The 16,119-nt window shown below is 68.6% G+C and carries 18 protein-coding genes; 12 read left to right on the plus strand and 6 right to left on the minus strand.

Going from position 1 to position 16,119, the window contains the following annotated elements; all coding sequences use genetic code 11:
• Positions 1 to 113 precede the first annotated feature (113 nt).
• The gene (locus SGCZBJ_RS21985) at positions 114 to 425 is read left to right on the plus strand and encodes a hypothetical protein (protein ID WP_058346490.1); all 312 of its coding nucleotides are present in this window, start codon (positions 114 to 116) and stop codon (positions 423 to 425) included.
• A 290-nt stretch (positions 426 to 715) separates the two neighbouring features.
• On the plus strand, positions 716 to 1,018 hold the full coding sequence (locus tag SGCZBJ_RS21990) for a hypothetical protein (protein ID WP_101720220.1): 303 nt from the start codon (positions 716 to 718) through the stop codon (positions 1,016 to 1,018).
• A gap of 178 nt (positions 1,019 to 1,196) precedes the next feature.
• Here SGCZBJ_RS21990 and rpmB read toward each other — a convergent pair whose 3' ends face one another.
• A complete protein-coding gene (gene rpmB / locus SGCZBJ_RS21995) occupies positions 1,197 to 1,496 on the minus strand; it encodes a 50S ribosomal protein L28 (RefSeq protein ID WP_101715328.1) in 300 nt (99 codons plus the stop codon).
• A 212-nt stretch (positions 1,497 to 1,708) separates the two neighbouring features.
• Between rpmB and SGCZBJ_RS22000 the strand changes: the two genes are divergently transcribed.
• Both SGCZBJ_RS22000 and SGCZBJ_RS22005 read left to right on the plus strand, forming a co-directional pair.
• Entirely contained in the window at positions 1,709 to 2,161 is a 453-nt protein-coding gene (locus SGCZBJ_RS22000; protein WP_101720221.1) for a DUF3617 domain-containing protein, read from the plus strand.
• 309 nt (positions 2,162 to 2,470) lie between these two features.
• Complete coding sequence (locus tag SGCZBJ_RS22005; protein WP_101720069.1) at positions 2,471 to 2,683, plus strand: MbtH family protein; 213 nt, start codon at positions 2,471 to 2,473, stop codon at positions 2,681 to 2,683.
• A 6-nt stretch (positions 2,684 to 2,689) separates the two neighbouring features.
• Here the strand turns inward: SGCZBJ_RS22005 and SGCZBJ_RS22010 are convergent, their stop codons facing one another.
• A complete protein-coding gene (locus SGCZBJ_RS22010) occupies positions 2,690 to 3,196 on the minus strand; it encodes a winged helix-turn-helix transcriptional regulator (RefSeq protein ID WP_101720222.1) in 507 nt (168 codons plus the stop codon).
• A 242-nt stretch (positions 3,197 to 3,438) separates the two neighbouring features.
• Between SGCZBJ_RS22010 and SGCZBJ_RS22015 the strand changes: the two genes are divergently transcribed.
• From SGCZBJ_RS22015 to SGCZBJ_RS22045, 7 genes are all read left to right on the plus strand, one after another.
• Positions 3,439 to 4,629, plus strand: a complete 1,191-nt coding sequence (locus tag SGCZBJ_RS22015) for an acetyl-CoA C-acyltransferase (RefSeq protein ID WP_101720070.1) — start codon at positions 3,439 to 3,441, stop codon at positions 4,627 to 4,629.
• Positions 4,630 to 5,001: 372 nt separating this feature from the next.
• The gene (locus SGCZBJ_RS22020; protein ID WP_101715332.1) at positions 5,002 to 5,298 is read left to right on the plus strand and encodes a hypothetical protein; all 297 of its coding nucleotides are present in this window, start codon (positions 5,002 to 5,004) and stop codon (positions 5,296 to 5,298) included.
• The gene (locus tag SGCZBJ_RS22025; protein ID WP_240621607.1) at positions 5,283 to 5,570 is read left to right on the plus strand and encodes an ACT domain-containing protein; all 288 of its coding nucleotides are present in this window, start codon (positions 5,283 to 5,285) and stop codon (positions 5,568 to 5,570) included. Before SGCZBJ_RS22020 ends, SGCZBJ_RS22025 begins: the two co-directional genes overlap by 16 nt.
• 61 nt (positions 5,571 to 5,631) lie before the next feature.
• Complete coding sequence (gene msrA / locus SGCZBJ_RS22030) at positions 5,632 to 6,222, plus strand: peptide-methionine (S)-S-oxide reductase MsrA (protein WP_101720072.1); 591 nt, start codon at positions 5,632 to 5,634, stop codon at positions 6,220 to 6,222.
• Between the two features lie 244 nt (positions 6,223 to 6,466).
• Positions 6,467 to 7,840 carry a DUF4139 domain-containing protein gene (locus SGCZBJ_RS22035; RefSeq protein ID WP_101720073.1) on the plus strand — a complete coding sequence of 458 codons (1,374 nt, stop codon included), beginning with the start codon at positions 6,467 to 6,469 and terminating at the stop codon, positions 7,838 to 7,840.
• A 242-nt stretch (positions 7,841 to 8,082) separates the two neighbouring features.
• On the plus strand, positions 8,083 to 9,585 hold the full coding sequence (locus tag SGCZBJ_RS22040) for a DUF4139 domain-containing protein (RefSeq protein WP_101720074.1): 1,503 nt from the start codon (positions 8,083 to 8,085) through the stop codon (positions 9,583 to 9,585).
• 268 nt (positions 9,586 to 9,853) lie between these two features.
• Entirely contained in the window at positions 9,854 to 10,870 is a 1,017-nt protein-coding gene (locus SGCZBJ_RS22045; RefSeq protein ID WP_101720075.1) for a hypothetical protein, read from the plus strand.
• A 27-nt stretch (positions 10,871 to 10,897) separates the two neighbouring features.
• Here SGCZBJ_RS22045 and SGCZBJ_RS22050 read toward each other — a convergent pair whose 3' ends face one another.
• From SGCZBJ_RS22050 to SGCZBJ_RS22065, 4 genes are all read right to left on the minus strand, one after another.
• Positions 10,898 to 11,512 carry a DUF1134 domain-containing protein gene (locus SGCZBJ_RS22050; RefSeq protein ID WP_101720076.1) on the minus strand — a complete coding sequence of 205 codons (615 nt, stop codon included), beginning with the start codon at positions 11,510 to 11,512 and terminating at the stop codon, positions 10,898 to 10,900.
• 113 nt (positions 11,513 to 11,625) lie between these two features.
• Positions 11,626 to 12,714 carry an undecaprenyldiphospho-muramoylpentapeptide beta-N-acetylglucosaminyltransferase gene (gene murG, locus SGCZBJ_RS22055; protein ID WP_101720077.1) on the minus strand — a complete coding sequence of 363 codons (1,089 nt, stop codon included), beginning with the start codon at positions 12,712 to 12,714 and terminating at the stop codon, positions 11,626 to 11,628.
• A 76-nt stretch (positions 12,715 to 12,790) separates the two neighbouring features.
• Entirely contained in the window at positions 12,791 to 13,963 is a 1,173-nt protein-coding gene (gene ftsW, locus SGCZBJ_RS22060) for a putative lipid II flippase FtsW (RefSeq protein ID WP_101720078.1), read from the minus strand.
• A gap of 248 nt (positions 13,964 to 14,211) precedes the next feature.
• The gene (locus SGCZBJ_RS22065; protein ID WP_101720079.1) at positions 14,212 to 15,321 is read right to left on the minus strand and encodes an alpha/beta fold hydrolase; all 1,110 of its coding nucleotides are present in this window, start codon (positions 15,319 to 15,321) and stop codon (positions 14,212 to 14,214) included.
• Between the two features lie 326 nt (positions 15,322 to 15,647).
• On the opposite strand from SGCZBJ_RS22065, the gene SGCZBJ_RS22070 reads away from it, so the two are divergent.
• Positions 15,648 to 16,106 carry a hypothetical protein gene (locus SGCZBJ_RS22070; protein ID WP_101720080.1) on the plus strand — a complete coding sequence of 153 codons (459 nt, stop codon included), beginning with the start codon at positions 15,648 to 15,650 and terminating at the stop codon, positions 16,104 to 16,106.
• Positions 16,107 to 16,119: the final 13 nt, after the last annotated feature.

The following is a 16,119-nucleotide window of genomic DNA, read 5'->3' on the forward strand; positions in this document are numbered from 1 at the left end:
CGCTGTCAGAACTATCTAGTTCGTGACGGCGACGAACTGGCGAGATCCGGTCGGCCGTCAGAGGAACGCATCGGGAGGAGGTTGATCCCAACCCCCTTTCCGGAATGACTGAAATGCAACGTGTGTTTGTTCTGGCCGCTTCGGCCATCGCTCTCCTGAGCGCCCCCGCCGCTTTCGCCGGTGAAGTCACCGTGAAGGTCGCCGGCCGCACCACCGCCGCCGTGCACGCCGACATCGTCAAGGCCGCCACCTCGGTGTGCCAGGAAGACAACGGCTCGACCACCTACGGCGCCGACGTGCTGCCCTACTGCATCCGCGACGTGGCCCGCGCCGCCGTCGAAAAGGTCGGCAGCCCGACCCTGACCGCCTACGACAAGACCCAATGGCGTCCGAACGGTCTGATCAAGACCGCCTCGGCCCGCTAAGCGCTTCAAGCCTTAGCACCCAACGGGACCAGAGCCCGCGGAGCCCCCGCTCCGCGGGCTTTTGCTTGCCTGGAGCACAGATCATGACACCGGTAACAAGCGCGTGAAATCAATGACTTCACCCAAGAGTTGCGGCAACATGACTGTTGATAACTGATCATCGATGAGCTATGGCTGTTCTCCGGCGACAGAGCGGGCGAGATCCTGGACCAGTCGCCGGAGGAACGCGTCGGGAAGCGGTCGATATGAACCGTGCGCTTAAGGCGCCGCCCGACCTGGAATCCATCCCGATGATCCGCTCCGCCGCTCTCGCTCTCTCCGCCCTGGCCCTGCTGGCCGCCGCTCCGGCCGGCGCCGCCGAAGTCCGCGTCAAGGTCGCCGGCCGCGCCGCCGCCGACGTCCGCGCCGACATCGTCAAGGCCGCCTCGACCGTCTGCTGGCAGGACGTCCGCGGCGAGTCGCTGGCCATGTACCTGTACCCGGCCTGCGTCCGCTCGTCGGTCAACGACGCCGTGGCCAAGCTCGGCGACGCCGACCTGATCGCCTACAACGCCGCCAACCCGGCCAAGCCGCTGGAAGTGGCCGCCCGCTAAGGCGCGACCAGCCCTCCAAGGCTTCAAGAGCCGCCGTCGCCCCGCGACGGCGGCTTTTTTGTTTTCCTCGCTCTTTGAGAGAGGGTCCTGGGTGAGAAACGCGAAAAAGCCCGCCAGGCGAACCTGGCGGGCTTTTCGTATTCGACCGCCAATCCTGAGGACTGGAGGGTCGAAAGGCTTAGGCGGCCTGGGCGGCGGCCTTGGCCTTGGCCTTCACCTGGGCCTTGATCTTCAGGGCGCGCGGCGACAGCTGCTCGTCCTTGGCGCCCAGTAGGAACACGTCCAGGCCGCCCTTGAAGTCGAGGGTGCGCAGGGCAGCGTTGCTGATGCGCAGCTTGAAGGATTGACCCAGCGATTCCGACTGCAGCGTGGCAGGCGAAAGAGCCGGCAGGAAGCGGCGCTTGGTCTTGATGTTCGAGTGGCTCACGTTGTGGCCGATCATCGGACCGACGCCCGTGAGTTCGCAACGGCGCGACATGACGAGTACCTTGGGCTAGGCGAAGCCGAAGGCCCCGCGAACATAATGTCAGGCGCGCTTCCGGACAGGTCCGCCGCGCGAGAGGGGGCCGTATAGGCGATGGAGCCTGCCAGAGTCAAGGCGCATGGGCTTGAACGCCCGCCATCACCTCGCCTTCAATCGCGGTTCATCTGCGCCTTCCTATATACGCGGCCATGAAGGAGTTCGACCGCATGCGCCCTATCGCCCTCGCCGTCCCCGCCATCGCCGCTTCCCTGGCCGCCCTGGCCGTGGGATTCACCGCGACCGCGCCGGCGAAGGCCGCCGCGCCGAAGTCGACGATTCTGCCCGGTCACTGGGAATACAGCTACCGGATCGGCATCATCCCGGCCGGCAGCGAGGACAAGTGCATCAAGCCGGCCGACGCCGCCCAGTTCTCCAAGGGCATCTGCACCCGCCGCTACAAGTGCGACTACACCACCAACCAGGTCGACGACGGCAAGATCGCCCTGAAGGGCACGTGGACCGACAAGAAGGGCCGCGTAGCCCCGGTCAGCGCCAAGGGCAGCTACACGCCAGAGAGCTTCAAGCTCGACGTGAAGATGAAGACCATCAACGGCCTGCCCATCGCCGGCGTGATGAGCGCCAAGCGCTTGGCCGCCACCTGCCCCGCCAACGTCGACTGACTGCGCTCGCCAAACATCGCTCAGGGAACGTCATTGTGGTTAACGGGCGTTAAGCTACAATAGCTTGTAGGGAACAAATCCCGAATCGGACCGTGTCAGCGATTCGGTCCCGATTCGTTTCGCGCGCGTTCCGGCGATTCAAGCCTTGCCGTTAACTTGGCTGTGGACGCCCGGCGGTTACCCCCAGAATCCCGTTCGCAAGACCGCAACCCTTCCAGGCGCTGCGCACGCGCACCGACCCCAGATTGACAGCCGACGCCGCCCGGCCGAGCTTGGGCCGCTCAGGTGCGGATCAAGGCGGGGGGGGCCATGCACGAGCAGGAAGACAACACGCTCTACACAGTGGTGGTGAACCACGAGGAGCAGTACTCGATCTGGCCGGCTGAGCGCGAACCGCCGCTAGGCTGGCGCAGCGCCGGCTTCACGGGCCCCAAGAGCCAGTGTCTGGAGTTCATCAAGAACGTCTGGACCGACATGCGGCCCAAGAGCCTGCGCGACAAGATGGACCGCGAGCAGTCTTAAAGGGCCCTACTCGGCCGCCACCTTCACCGCGACAGCTTCCAGGGCCTGCGCCACCGTCGGGCCGGGATCTTCGTGGATCACCCGTGACAGGTCGCGGCCATCGACCACCTGGCCGCAGGCCTCGCAGGCCAGCTTGGGATGGAAGTCGCAGCCGCAGGCCTTGTGCACGAAGTGCACCGGGCCATTGCCCACGCCATAGACGTGGCGATCGCCCCACTCGGCCATGGTCAGCAGCACGTTCGACAGGTCGCGCCCCTTGGCGGTCAGCACGTATTCGTGGCGCGGCGGGCGCTCCGAATAGCGGCGCGTCTCCATCACCCCGTTGCCGACCAGGCTTCTCAGCCGCGCGGCCAGCACGTTGCGCGCCACGCCCAGGCGCTCCTGCCACTGCTCGAAGCGCCGCACGCCCTGGAAGGCGTCGCGCAGGATCAGCAGGGTCCAGGGATCGCCGACGACCTCGAGGGTGGCGGCGATGGCGCAGCGTTGCTGGCTATAGTCGGCGGTGCGGCCCATGGATGCGAAGGTGCGGCGTTCCGCGAAGGAATGCAAGGGCCGTTGCTTTTCAGTACGAACTCGAGTAGGTTTTTTATTGCAATTGACTCTCTCGGTTCATTGCTCGACTTTCCGGCCGACGACGGGAGCCGCCCTTCCGCCGCCGGCCGCTTCTTGCGCCAAACGCGTACGCAAGACACTTGCGCATACGGGCCGATAGAGGGCCTATTCCACCGCAAAACAAACGTATCGGGAGTTCGTCCATGTCCAATCGCGCCGATCCTGTGGTGATCGTCAGCTTCGCCCGCACGCCGATGGGCGGCTTCCAGGGCGCGCTGGGCGGGGTGAAGGCCACCGAGCTGGGCGCGACCGCCGTCAGGGCAGCGCTGGAGCGCGCCGGCGTCGCCGGCGACAAGGTCGACCAGATCATCATGGGCTGCGTGCTGCCGGCCGGCCTTGGCCAGGCGCCCGCCCGCCAGGCCGCCCTGGGCGCTGGCCTGCCCAAGTCGGTCGAGGCCACCACCGTCAACAAGATGTGCGGCAGCGGCATGCAGGCCGCGATCATGGCTCACGACGCCCTGCTGGCCGGCAGCGCCGACGTCATCGTCGCCGGCGGCATGGAAAGCATGACGGGCGCGCCGTACCTGATGGCCAAGCACCGCGGCGGGGCCCGCATCGGCCACGACCAGATCTGGGATTCGATGTACCTCGACGGCCTCGAGGACGCCTACAGCCCCGGCAAGCTGATGGGCGCCTTCGCCGAGGACACCGCGGCCGACTACCAGTTCACACGCGAGGCCATGGACGACTACGCCACCAAGGGTCTCGCCAAGGCCAAGGCCGCCGTCGAGGGCGGCGCCTTCGCCGCCGAGATCGCGCCGGTGACGGTCACCACCCGCAAGGGCGCCGAGACCGTCGACAGGGACGAGCAGCCGCTGAAGGCCGATCCGGCCAAGATCCCCACCCTGCGCCCGGCCTTCTCGCGCGACGGGGCGATCACGGCGGCCAATTCGTCGTCGATCAGCGACGGCGCGGCCGCCCTGGTCATGACCCGCAAGAGCGTCGCCGAGGCCCTGGGCCTGCCGGTGGTGGCCACCGTGGTCAGCCACGCCGCCCACGCCCACGAGCCGGGCCTCTTCACGACCGCCCCGGTGCCGGCCATGAAGAAGGCCCTGGACCGCGCCGGCTGGAGCATCGCCGACGTCGACCTCTTCGAGGTCAACGAGGCCTTCGCCGTGGTCGCCATGATCGCCCAGAAGGAGCTGGGCATCCCCGACGACAAGCTGAACGTCAACGGCGGCGCCTGCGCCCTGGGCCACCCGATCGGCGCGTCCGGCGCCCGCATTCTGTGCACGCTGATCTCGGCGCTTCAGGCCCGCAAGGCCAAGCGCGGCCTGGCTTCGCTGTGCATCGGCGGCGGCGAGGCCACGGCCATGGCGATCGAGCTCGCCTAATTTGTGCCCAACATGAGGCATTTTAGCCCGCCGCGCGGCAAGAGCTTGCGCGGCGGGCCGGCAAGCGTTACCTGTTGACCTGCAAGCCTACTTGGACCCCTTCCGACTCCATGCCCTCGCACCTGATTACCATCGCGCTCTTTACGACTGGCCTCTCGGCCGGCGTTGCGATGTGGTGCGCCATGATGTCGAAGATGAACCAGATTAAAACCGTGCCTGTCAGGACGGGGCAAAGACGGCGCGCAGACTAGGGACCTCCCTGGAAAACCAAGCCGAAGGATCACGAGATCCGAAAAAGCCCCGCCTCCGAAAGGAGCGGGGCTTTTTCGTTGCGCGGTCCGACGGTCCTCAAACTCAAAAGGATCTTCGAACATGAGCTACCTGCCTTCCCCACCCGCCTTCCACAGCGACGACGACGGCGTCACCGTCCACCAGCTGTTCCTGTCGGCCCAGGACGCCCCCAGCGCGCTGGACGCCGTCCGCCAGAGCCTGGCCGACTGCGGCGCCGAGCTGTGCAACCTGTCCCTGAAGCCCGTCGGCCAGCTGGTCGAGGCTTCCTTGCGCGTCCGTCGCCTCGGCGACCAGGCCGCCCGCCTGCTCGCCCGTGACCTGGCCGCCTGGCCCGGCGTCAACTCGGCCAGCGTGGAACACCAGTGGGTGCGCCCGTGAGCCTTGGCGACGTAAGCGAGCTCAAATCGGAAGACGACAAATGTCGCCTCTTCCTTGTGACCGCCGAGGACACGCCCGAGGCCCTGATGCGGGTGCTGGGCGTGGCCAGCGTGCAGCAGGTGCGCCTGCGCGCCCTGACCGCCCGGCCGGAAGGCGCTGACATCGCCATTCGCCTGGAGATCGACGACCAGGGCGACGACCGCGCCCAGGTTCTGGCCGCACGCCTGGCGTCGGTTCCGGTGGTGCGGGGCGTGGGCCACGGCTGGCGCTGATCGCCTCCATCCTTTCGCCGGCTCGATCCGTACCTATCTCGAGCCTCTGAAAGGACCGCCCATGATCCGTCGCCTCCTCATCGCCCTGGCCCTGCTGGCCGCGCCCCTGGCCGCCCTGCCGGCCTCGGCCTCCGCCGCGACCAAGACCGCCGTCTTCACCGGCGGCTGCTTCTGGTGCATGGAGAACGACATGCGCGGCATCCCCGGCGTCGTGAAGGTCGAGAGCGGCTACACCGGCGGCCACGTCAAGAACCCCACTTACCGCGACGTGACCAGCGAGCGCAGCGGCCACTACGAGGCCGTCCGCGTCACCTATGACCCGGCCAAGATCGAGTACGCCTACCTGCTGTCGCGCTACTGGAAACTGGTGGATCCCACCGACGACGGCGGCCAGTTCTGCGACCGCGGCCCGTCCTATCGCCCCGCCGTCTTCGTCGACGCCGAGCAGCGCCCCGCCGCCGAACGCTCGCGCACGCTCGCCGCCCAGCGGCTGAAGACCGGCGCGATGAAGGCCCAGATCCTGCCGCTGCAGACCTTCTGGCCGGCCGAGGCCTATCACCGCGACTACGCCAAGAACAACGCCGTCGAGTACCACCTCTACCGCACCGGCTGCGGCCGCGACCGCCGGCTGGCGCAGGTTTGGGGGAAGTAGAATGCGACCCTCCCCCTGAAGGGGGAGGCGGCCCGGAGGGCCGGAGGGCCGGAGGGCCGGAGGGCCGGAGGGGGAAGCTCCCTGATGAACCGGTAATAGTCCAAGCCCCGGTAATTTCTCCCCCCTCAGTCGCTCCGCGACAACTCCCCCTTCAGGGAGAGCGATAAATTACAGCCATAATCTCTCGACATTCCCTCGCGCGCATGGAAACCTCGCCGCAACGATAGAGGGAGACGCCGCGCCGATGCTTCGCGCCGCTTTGTTCGCCACCGCCTGCGTGGCCGCCGCTTCCGCCGCCCCCTTCCAGATGGCGCTCGCACAGACCGCGCCGAAGGTCTCGGTCACCATCTACAACAGCAACCTGGCGCTCGTTCAGGACCAGCGGACCATCGACGTCGCCGCCGGCCGCCAGCGGCTGGAGTTCAAGGACGTCTCGGCCGCCATCCGGCCCGAGACCGTCAGCCTGTCCTCGCCCACCCTGGCCGTAGTCGAACAGAACTTCGACTACGACCTCCTGACCCCCGACAAGCTGATGGAGAAGGCGGTGGGGCGGCAGATCAAGATCGTCCGCACCAATCCCGGCGACGGCAAGGAGACCACCGAGACCGCCACAGTCCTGGCCGCCAACGAGGGCGTGGTGCTGAAGATCGGCGACCGCATCGAGGTGCTGCGCGACGACGGCGTGCCCACCAGGGTGATCTTCGACAAGGTGCCCGAGACCCTGCGCGCGCGCCCCACCCTGTCGGTGACGGTCAACGCCGAGAAGGCCGGCCCCACGCCGGTGACGCTCAGCTACCTGACCTCGGGCCTGTCGTGGGCGGCCGACTATGTCGCCCTGTTCGACGAGAAGAAGGGCGCGCTGGACCTGCAAGGCTGGATCACCCTGCAGAACAACGCCGGCACCGCCTTCGAGAACGCCCAGACCCAGCTGGTGGCCGGCAACGTCAACCAGTTCAACAACGGCGGCTACAACGCCGGCGCCACCTCGGCCGGGACCGAAGGCAGCGACCGCGAGCGCATCGCCGACTACTACATCTATCCCCTGCCCGAACGGACCACGATCGCGTCGAACCAGAGCAAGCAGGTCGGCTTCCTCAGCGCCCAGGGCGTGGCCGCCAAGAAGGTCTACGAGGTGCGCGAGTACGGCTTCTCCAGCGACGCCAACCCGCAGAAGGCCATCACCGCCATCCAGTTCAGCAATTCCAGGCTGAAGGGCCTGGGCGACCAGCTGCCGGCCGGGACCATACGCGTCTACATGCGCGACCAGGCGGGCGATCCCAAGTTCATCGGCGAGAACAACATCGGCCACACCTCGGCCGGCTCGGAGCTGTCGATCAAGACCGGCGAGGCCTTCGACGTCTCCAGCCAGGCGACCCTGGTCTCGCAGGAAAAGATCTCCAAGACCCGCTCGCGCTACGTCATGAAGTACCTGGTGCGCAACGCCCGCCCCGAGGCGGTGACGGTCGAGCTGCGCCAGGCCGGCCTGTGGCGCGACGGCAAGGTCACCGACGAAAGCCTGCCCAGCCGGCGCATCGACGCCCGCACCCTGGCCTGGAGCGTGCCCGTCCCCGCCAACGGCGAGACCGTCCTGACCTTCACGGTGGACAACGGCTGGTGAGCCCTAACCCGATCCGCAAGGAAACTCCCCCTGTGGGGGAGGTGTCGCCGAAGGCGACGGTGAGGGGAATGGCTGCTGACCTTGCCACGCCCGCCTCCGGTCGCTGCGCGACCGCCTCCCCCACAGGGGGAGGTTCCTTGCTGCCGCGCTCAGCCCTCGCAGCCCTTGCCCTTCTGATTGCCCCCCTCGCCGCCCCCGGCCCCTCTTGGGCCGAGGTCATCGCATCGCCCGCCGCCGAGGCCATGGCCGTCACCCTCTATCGCGACGGCCAGGGACCGGTGCAGAAGCTGTCGCCGTGGCAGAAGCAGCAGGCCTTCGAGAAAGGCCTGATCCTGGTCAGCGAGACCCGCACGGTCGAGCTGCCGGCCGGCCGCCACAGCCTGCGCTTCGACGGTGTCGCCGAGGGCCTGATCCCCCAGAGCGCGGCCATCGAGGGCCTGCCCTCCGGCGCGGTCGAGCGGAACTACGACTACGCCCTGCTCAGCCCCGGAACCTTGGTCGAGCGCTCATTGGGCAAGCCGGTGAAGGTGGTGCGCACCAACCGCGAGACCGGTCGCCAGTCCAGCGTCGACGCCACCCTGGTCCAAGGCCCGTCCGGCCTGATGGTCCGCACGGCCGATGGCGTCGAGGTGCTGGGCTGCTCGGGCGGGGCAGAGCGCCTGGTCTTCGACCGCGCTCCGGAGGGCCTGTCCAGCAAGCCCAGCCTCTCGGCCGAAATCGACGTGCCGATGGCCGGGCGATACGCCTTGACCCTGACCTACCTGGCGATCGGCGTGAACTGGCAGGCCGACTATGTCGCCACCCTCAATCCCGACGGCCGGACCCTCGACCTCCTGGGCTGGCTGACCCTGATGAACAGCTCGGGCACGAGCTTCGCCGACGCGCCCACCCAGCTCGTGGCGGGCAAGCTTCAGCGCGTGCCGGTCAACATCATCCGCCCGCGCGTGGTCCCCGTGCGCCGCGACTGCTGGCCGATGGACACCACCACCCATGGCCAGCCGGGCATGGCGGGCGCCATGGATGTCGGCGCCATGCCGGCCATGGCCCCGCCGCCTCCGCCCCCGCCTCCGCCGCCCCCCGCGCCGGCCATGGAGATGCGGGGAGTCGTCGCGGCCAATCGCGTCATGGCCCAGCAGTCCGATCTGGGCGACTACAAGCTCTACACCCTCCCCGAACCGGTGACGGTGGCCGCCCGCCAGACCAAGCAGATGGCCTTCCTCGACGAGAAGGGCGTGCGCTACCAGCGGCTCTACGTCACCCTGGTCAGCCCCTGGAACGACTATGGCGGCGATCAGCCCGTGCGCCCCCCGCAGGTGGTGCTGCGCCTAGACAACAAGACCGCCGAGGGGCTGGGAAAGCCCCTGCCCTCCGGCGCCCTGTCGGTGATGGAGACCATAGGCGACGTCCCCGCCTTCGCCGGCGAACAGGCCGTGCGCGACGTGGCGGTCGGCGAACCGGTGGACCTGGCGATCGGCTGGGGCATGGACGTACGCATGCGACCTCGCCTGGTCGAGGACAAGCGCGCCGACAAGACGACCGTCCGGCGCACCTACGAGGTCGACCTGGCCAACAACAAGTCGATCCCGATCACGGTCGAGATCCGCCACGACCCGAACGTCCAGTTCTTCAAGGTGGTCTCCGAACCGGCCAAGCACGACATCCGCCAGGGCCAGGTCGCCTGGCGCGTGACGCTGAAGCCGGGCGAAAGTCGCGTCTTCCGCTACGCCGTCAGGCACGCGGGCTGACGCCATCCAGGCGTGTCGCAAGCGCCACAGCAACCGAACGATGCGCGAGATCGGCGAACGCCGGTCTTGCGGCGGCGCGCGACGCATGACATCTGCCCACTCCCGATCAGAACTCCGGAGCCGAACCGCCGCATGACCTTTCTCGTCGCACAGCTGAAGCCGCCGATGCCGGCGGAATGGCGCGCGTCGACCAAGGCGCGCCCGGCCCTTCGCCCCACCGCTTCCAACCGCTGATCGCGGCCGCTCCGGCCGCGTCCGGAGTTCTTCGATGTCCATCCTGCCCCTGGCCGGGCCGTCCGCGACGGCTTCGCCGCTGTTGCGCCTGATCGCGCCAGACTACGCCGACACGCTGGCCACCCTGTGGCCCGCGCCCCATACGCCGTTCCTGACCGCGCCCGCCGCGCGGCGCCACCTGGTCTGCCTGATGCTGGCGGTCGAACCCGCCGGCCCTGCGCCGCTGGAGGTCTCCCGCCTGCTGGAAGAGCCGTTGCGCAAGGCCGTGCACCTGGTGCTCGACCCGGCTCCCGACGGCCTGCGCCGGGCGCTGGAGCACCTGGGCGAAATCGCCTGGAGCCCCGCCGACTATCGCGTGCTGCTGGCGCTGCTGACCGAACCGGCCGCCGCCAAGCGGCTGCGCCACGCCGCGGCGATCACGCCCGACGAGGTGCGCACGCTCGACGCCCTGCCGCCGGCCGTGCGCATCCACGGCGGAGGACCGATGCGGATGGGCCCCGCCCAGGCGGTGCTGCTGGCCGAGGCGCATGCGGCCCTGTCGCGTCGCCTGTCGCCGGCGGTGCTGACCGAGCGCATCGCCGCCTGGGCTCGCGCGCCCGACACCAAGGCCCTGTTCGCCCTGGTGGCCGAGGACTTCCGCCTCGACCCGCCGGCTCCGCCGCATCCGGGCACCGAGCGGCTGCGACCGCTGGCGGACGCGGCGGCCATCCGCGACGCGGCCCGCCGCTATCGCAACTGCCTGGAGAACTACATCGACGACGCGCTCGACCGGCGCAGCGCCATCTACGAGTGGCTGCCCGAGCCGGGCGCGGTGATCGAGCTGACGCCCGACGGCATCTTCGGCTGGCGGCTGGACCAGGCGCGCCTGCGCAGCAACAAGGCCGTGGACGAGGCCACGCGCGAGGCCATCGTCGGAGAGCTTCGGGGCATGGGGCTGCACGTCGGCCGCAGCGCTTGGCAGATCCGCAACGCGCTCGACCGCGCCGCCGCGCCGGACTTCAAGCTCGAGCCCGTCGACGCGGCGATCGCCGAATACTTCACCGGCTTCTGACGAAGCCGGTGAAGACCGGTCGCCGTATCAGAACGGCAGGATGTTGCGCTGGCGGCTGTAGGCCAGGTAGCCGATGTTGGCGCCCAGGCGCAGGCCGACGCCGGCGCGGATCGGGGCAAGGACGATGGTGTCGGCCTTCTGGTAGTTCACACCCAGGCCGCCCACGAGATAGGCGCTGCCCTCGACGCCGGGGAAACGGCGGAAGATGGCGTCCGGGTATTGCAGGTTATAGCAGAGGGTGAAGACGCGGCTGGCGTTGCCGCCCCAGTCCCAACCCACCGACGGGCCCTGCCAGAACACTTCCTGGGTCGGACGATCCTTCATGTAGAGCAGGCCGCGGCCGTAGCGCAGGCCCACCGCGATGGCGCCCGAGCCCTCCTCGCCGGCCACATAGCCGGTGGGCTGGCCGCGCTCGCGGAAGATCCGCTCGATCGCCGCGCCGGCGCTTTCGGCCGTCACGCCCAGGAAATCCGACGTGGCGCGGACCATCTCGTCGGCCGAATAGGTCGCCGCCGCGCCGGTGTCGTAGGCCGGCCCGTTCGGATCGGGATTGCGCGGCTGCGAGGTGCTGGCGCAGGCGCCCAGGCCGGCGGAGGACAGGCCCGTGGCCATGCCCGAAAGGATCAGCTTGCGGCGGTCCATGTGTCTTTCTCGCAGCTCCAACGTGTCGGCACTGTCACAGGCTTTCATGTCGGGTTTGGGGCGCGTTGCTTAACGACGGGTTAAGCATGTTCCCGCGCCTTGGGCCCCAAAACTCAACGCGCGGTGCGCTCCACCAGGTCCGCCAGGTGCTCGGCCGCGTCGGGCACGGCCACCGAACGGGCGCCCTTGGCCATGCGGGCCAGGCGCTCGGGGCTCTTGAGCAGGGCGTTCAGCGCCCCGGCCAGGGCGTCGACGGTCAGCTCGTCCTCCAGGCACACGGCCGCGCCGCCGGCCTCCTCCAGCAGCTTGGCGTTGAAGCGCTGGTGGTCGTCGGCGGCGATCTTCAGCGGCACCAGGATCGACGGGCGGCCGGCCACGGCCAGCTCGCAGCAGGTGGACGAGCCGGCGCGGCCGACCACGATATGGCTCTGGCGCAGGCGCCCGGCCATGTCGCGGAAGAACGGCGCGACCTCGCAGTCGACCATGGCGTTGCGATAGATCTTGCGGGCGTGCTCCATGCTCTCGGCGCGAGCCTGCTGGAACACCTTCATGCGGCCGCGCATCTCTTCGGGCAGCTTGGCGATGGCCTCGGGCACCAGCTCCGACAGCAGGCGCGCGCCCTGGCTGCCGCCGGTGACGAGGATGCGCAGCTGCACCTCGGGCGGCAGGTAGGCGACCTGCGCCAGGTCGCGGATCTCCGGGCGCACGGGGCTGCCCACCACGTGGGCGCGGGCCTTCACGGCCGGCTTGGCCATCTGCAAGGTCGGGAAGGCGCAGGCCACCTCGGTGACATAGGGCGCCAGGAAGCGGTTCACGCGGCCCAGCACCGCGTTCTGCTCGTGGATCACTGTCGGGCGCTTTTCCAGCAGCGCCGCCAGCAGCGCCGGCAGCGCCGGATAGCCGCCGAAGCCGACCACCACCGACGGGTTCAGCCGGGCGAAGGCCTGCTTGGCCTGCAACACGCCCTGAGTGACGGCGATGCCGGCCTTGATCATGCCGATCGGGTCGCCGGCCTTGGCCGTAGCGGCTGACAGGGCCAGCCGCTCCTGAGCCGGGAACTTGTCGGCATAGAACGCGCCGCGCTCGTCGGTGGCCAGGACCACGCGCCAGCCGCGGCTGATCAGGGCCTCCGACAGCGCCTGGGCGGGGAACATGTGGCCGCCGGTGCCCCCGGCGGCGACGATCGCCAGCTTGCCGCTCATCAGACCAGATCCGCCGCACGCATGGCGGAAACCAGGAAGGTGTTACGCAACTGCAGTCTCCCTAACCCGAGAGCCTTCAGTCGAAGGCGCCGGTCTGGCCGAACGGTCCGCCGCCGCCATAGGACCCGGGCCGCTTGCGCGTCAGCGCCAGCGCCATACCCAGGGTGAGCCCCATGGCCAGCATCGACGAGCCGCCGTAGCTGATGAACGGTAGGGTCATGCCCTTGGTCGGGATCATGTTCAAGTTCACAGCGACATTGATGAACGTCTGCTGGCCCAGGAGAACGAAAAGCCCGGCCGAAGCGACCTGCTCGAAGGGGTCGGCCAGCTTCATCGACTTGTAGAGCCCGCGCACCACGATGAAGGCGAACAGGCTGATCAGGGCCAGCGAGAAGACCAGGCCATACTCCTCGGCGGCGACCGAATAGATGAAGTCGGTGTGCAGGTCGGGCACGTGGCGCTTCATGACGCCCTCGCCCGGGCCGCGCCCGAACAGGCCGCCGGCGTGGATGGCCTCGGCGGCGCGGGTCACCTGGTGGGTGTCGGCCTGGTCGGGGCTGAGGAACTTCTGCACGCGGGCGTGCACGTGGTCGAACAGGAAATAGGTCGAGGCGAGGCCCCCGAGCGCCACCGCGCCCAGGCCCATGATCCACGAGATCGGCACCCCGGCCATCCAGAACGCAGCCCCGAAGGCGATGGTGATCAGCACGGTCTGGCCGACGTCGGGCTGCATCAGCAGCAGCGCCACGGCGATGAAATAAAGGCCGAAGGCGATCGACACGCCGGGCACGCCCTCGCCCTTCTGGCCCTCGGCGAACATCCACGACACCAGGATGATCAGGGCCGGCTTCATGAATTCCGACGGCTGGAAGGTGAAGCCGCCGATCATCAGCCAGCGTGCCGCGCCCTTGGCGCTGTGGCCGATGAACGGCAGGGCCGCCATGACGCCGATGGCGACGATGTAGATGAAGAACGCCGCCCGCCGGATACCCTTGGGGCTGAGCATCGACACGGCCAGCACGATGGTCGCCGCCCCCACGCCGAACACCAGCTGGCGGATGGCGAAATGGAACTGGTCGTCGATGCCGATCCGCTGGGCCGCGGCCGGGCTGGAGGCGAACGACAGCAGGACGCCCAGGGTGACCAGGATCGCGGTCGCGCCCAAGAGCCAGCGATCGGTCGTCCACCACCACACCCCGAGGGGCGAGCGGTCGGTCCGGGCGAAGGCGTGGGCGGTCTGCTGGCGCATGGGGGCAAGAGTCGGGCGTTACGGTTAATCGAGTCTTGCCGCCGGCCGCGACCAAATCACGGCCGGCAGAAATTTTTCTATCATTCCACAGGCTTGAGCGCTGCGTGGCCCTCGTCCTTCGACAAGCTCAGGAAGAGGACCAGGGACAGGCCGGGATGGCTGAAAACCCCACCCTGAGCCTGTCGAAGCATGCCCTCGGGCGGGCCGCGCCAGCGGCGCGACCCGATGGGGGCGAGGTTTCGCCCCGCCTAACGCTTTGGCGGACCGTACTCCCAGGCCCTGGCCAGCGGCAGCACGTGATCATGCAGGGCCTGGCCGAAGCGGACCGACTGCATCTGGATGGCGGCGTGGCCCGTGCCCGGCAGCACCACCAGGTCCTTGGCCGGCACCCGCAGGCCGTCGAACCACGGCCGCACGAAGTCGGGATGGTCGTATTCGCCCTGGATCAGCACCATCGGCATGGCGAAGTCCCGGCCCAGCGGCGCGGCCTTCCAGATGTGGTTGGCGTTGTAGACGGCGAGCGAGCGCTGGCGGCGGATGATCCTGCCGGCGTCCTTGTGGGTGAGAAGATCGCCGATGCTCCAGTCAGGCATGGCCAGCGCCTGGCGATAGAGCTCGTCCTCGCTCTTCTTCGGGCCTTCGGTCTTCAGATAGACAGGCTCCAGCGCGTCGACCTCCTTCCAGCGGCTGGGCGGGTCGTAGGGCGGCGGCCCCAGAGCGGTCAGCTTGGCCAGCAGCTCCGGATGCTTGCCGGTCTGGGCCACCGCCAGCATGTGGTCGTAGACGTGCCGGTCGCGGGCGCTGTTGTCGACCGCCTGCCCCGTGCCGACATAAACCGAGAACAGGTCGGACCGCCGACGGGCCATGGTCAGGGCCACGCGCGATCCCCACGACCAGCCCAGCACGGCGATGCGCGGCTTGTGCAGCTTGTTTCGCAGATGGTCGGTCAGGGCCAGGCCGTCGGCGACGAAGCTGTCGACGCCCTGGTCCGGATCGATCTTGCCACCCGCCCGGGCCAGGCTCTTGCCATGGTCGCGGCGGTCCCAGTGGACGACCGTGAAGTCCTTCTCCCAGCTCTTGTAGTCCTCGGCGAACAACGAGGTCGGCATGCCGCCGCCATGCACGACCAGCAGCACGGGGTTCTCGATGTTCTCGCCCCGGATCACGACCCACTGCTCGCCGCTGGGCAGCTTGACGAATCCGCTTTCCTGGACGCCGTCCTTGGCGTCGATCCGCAGCCGCTCGGCCGTCTGGTGCTGGAAGAACGCCCGCGTCGCCGCCGCGCCTCCCACGACCGCGATCGCTACGGCCGCGACGCCGATCGCGCCCCGCCGCAGCCATGTCTTTAGAGTGCCCATGCATTGCCCCTGATGTAAGATTTACACGCGTAGACTGCGACAGGAGCGATCTAATCTACAAGTGTAATTTTCATGTCCCGCCAGCCGCGAGCCCTTCCATCAGGACGCTCCCCCTGAAGGGGGAGCTATCGCGGAGCGACTGAGGGGGGAAGGGACTGCGAGCCTTGCGGGCGAGCGGACTTCGTCAAACGCCTCCCCCTCCGGCCCTTCGGGCCACCGCACCCTTCAGGGGGAGGGCCTTGAGATACCAGCGATCTCCGATTGCTGGACGCGCCGACGAAACCGGCGGATGCTGTCGCCTCAACGGTCCAGCTTGGGAGGGCTTGATGACCGCAGTGAACAGCTTGGGCGGCGTCGCCGCCAAGACCCCGTGGCACGTCTGGCTGGTCGGCGTAGTCGCCGTCCTGTTCAACGCCATCGGCGTCTTCGACTTCGTGATGAGCATGACCCAGGGCGAGGCCTACATGGCCAGCGCCGGCATGACGGCCGAGCAGATCGCGCACTATCGGGAGATGCCCGCCTGGATGACCGGCGTGTGGGCCATCGGCGTGCTTGGGGCCTTCTGCGCCTCGGTTCTGGTGCTGCTGCGCCGGAAGCTGGCGTTTCCGGTGTTCGCCGTCTCGCTGGCGGCGTTCCTGGTCAGCCTGCTCTACACCTACGCCCTGACCGACGGCGGCAAGGTGATGGGCCAGCAGATGGCGATCACCAGCGCCGTCATCGCCGCTCTGCTGGCGTTCTTCACCTGGTACGCCTGGGCGATGGGGAAAAGGGGCGTGCTGAGGTAGGGCGTAGCCCCCA

Origin of the sequence: Caulobacter zeae (assembly GCF_002858925.1) — a bacterium.
Lineage (GTDB): Bacteria > Pseudomonadota > Alphaproteobacteria > Caulobacterales > Caulobacteraceae > Caulobacter > Caulobacter zeae.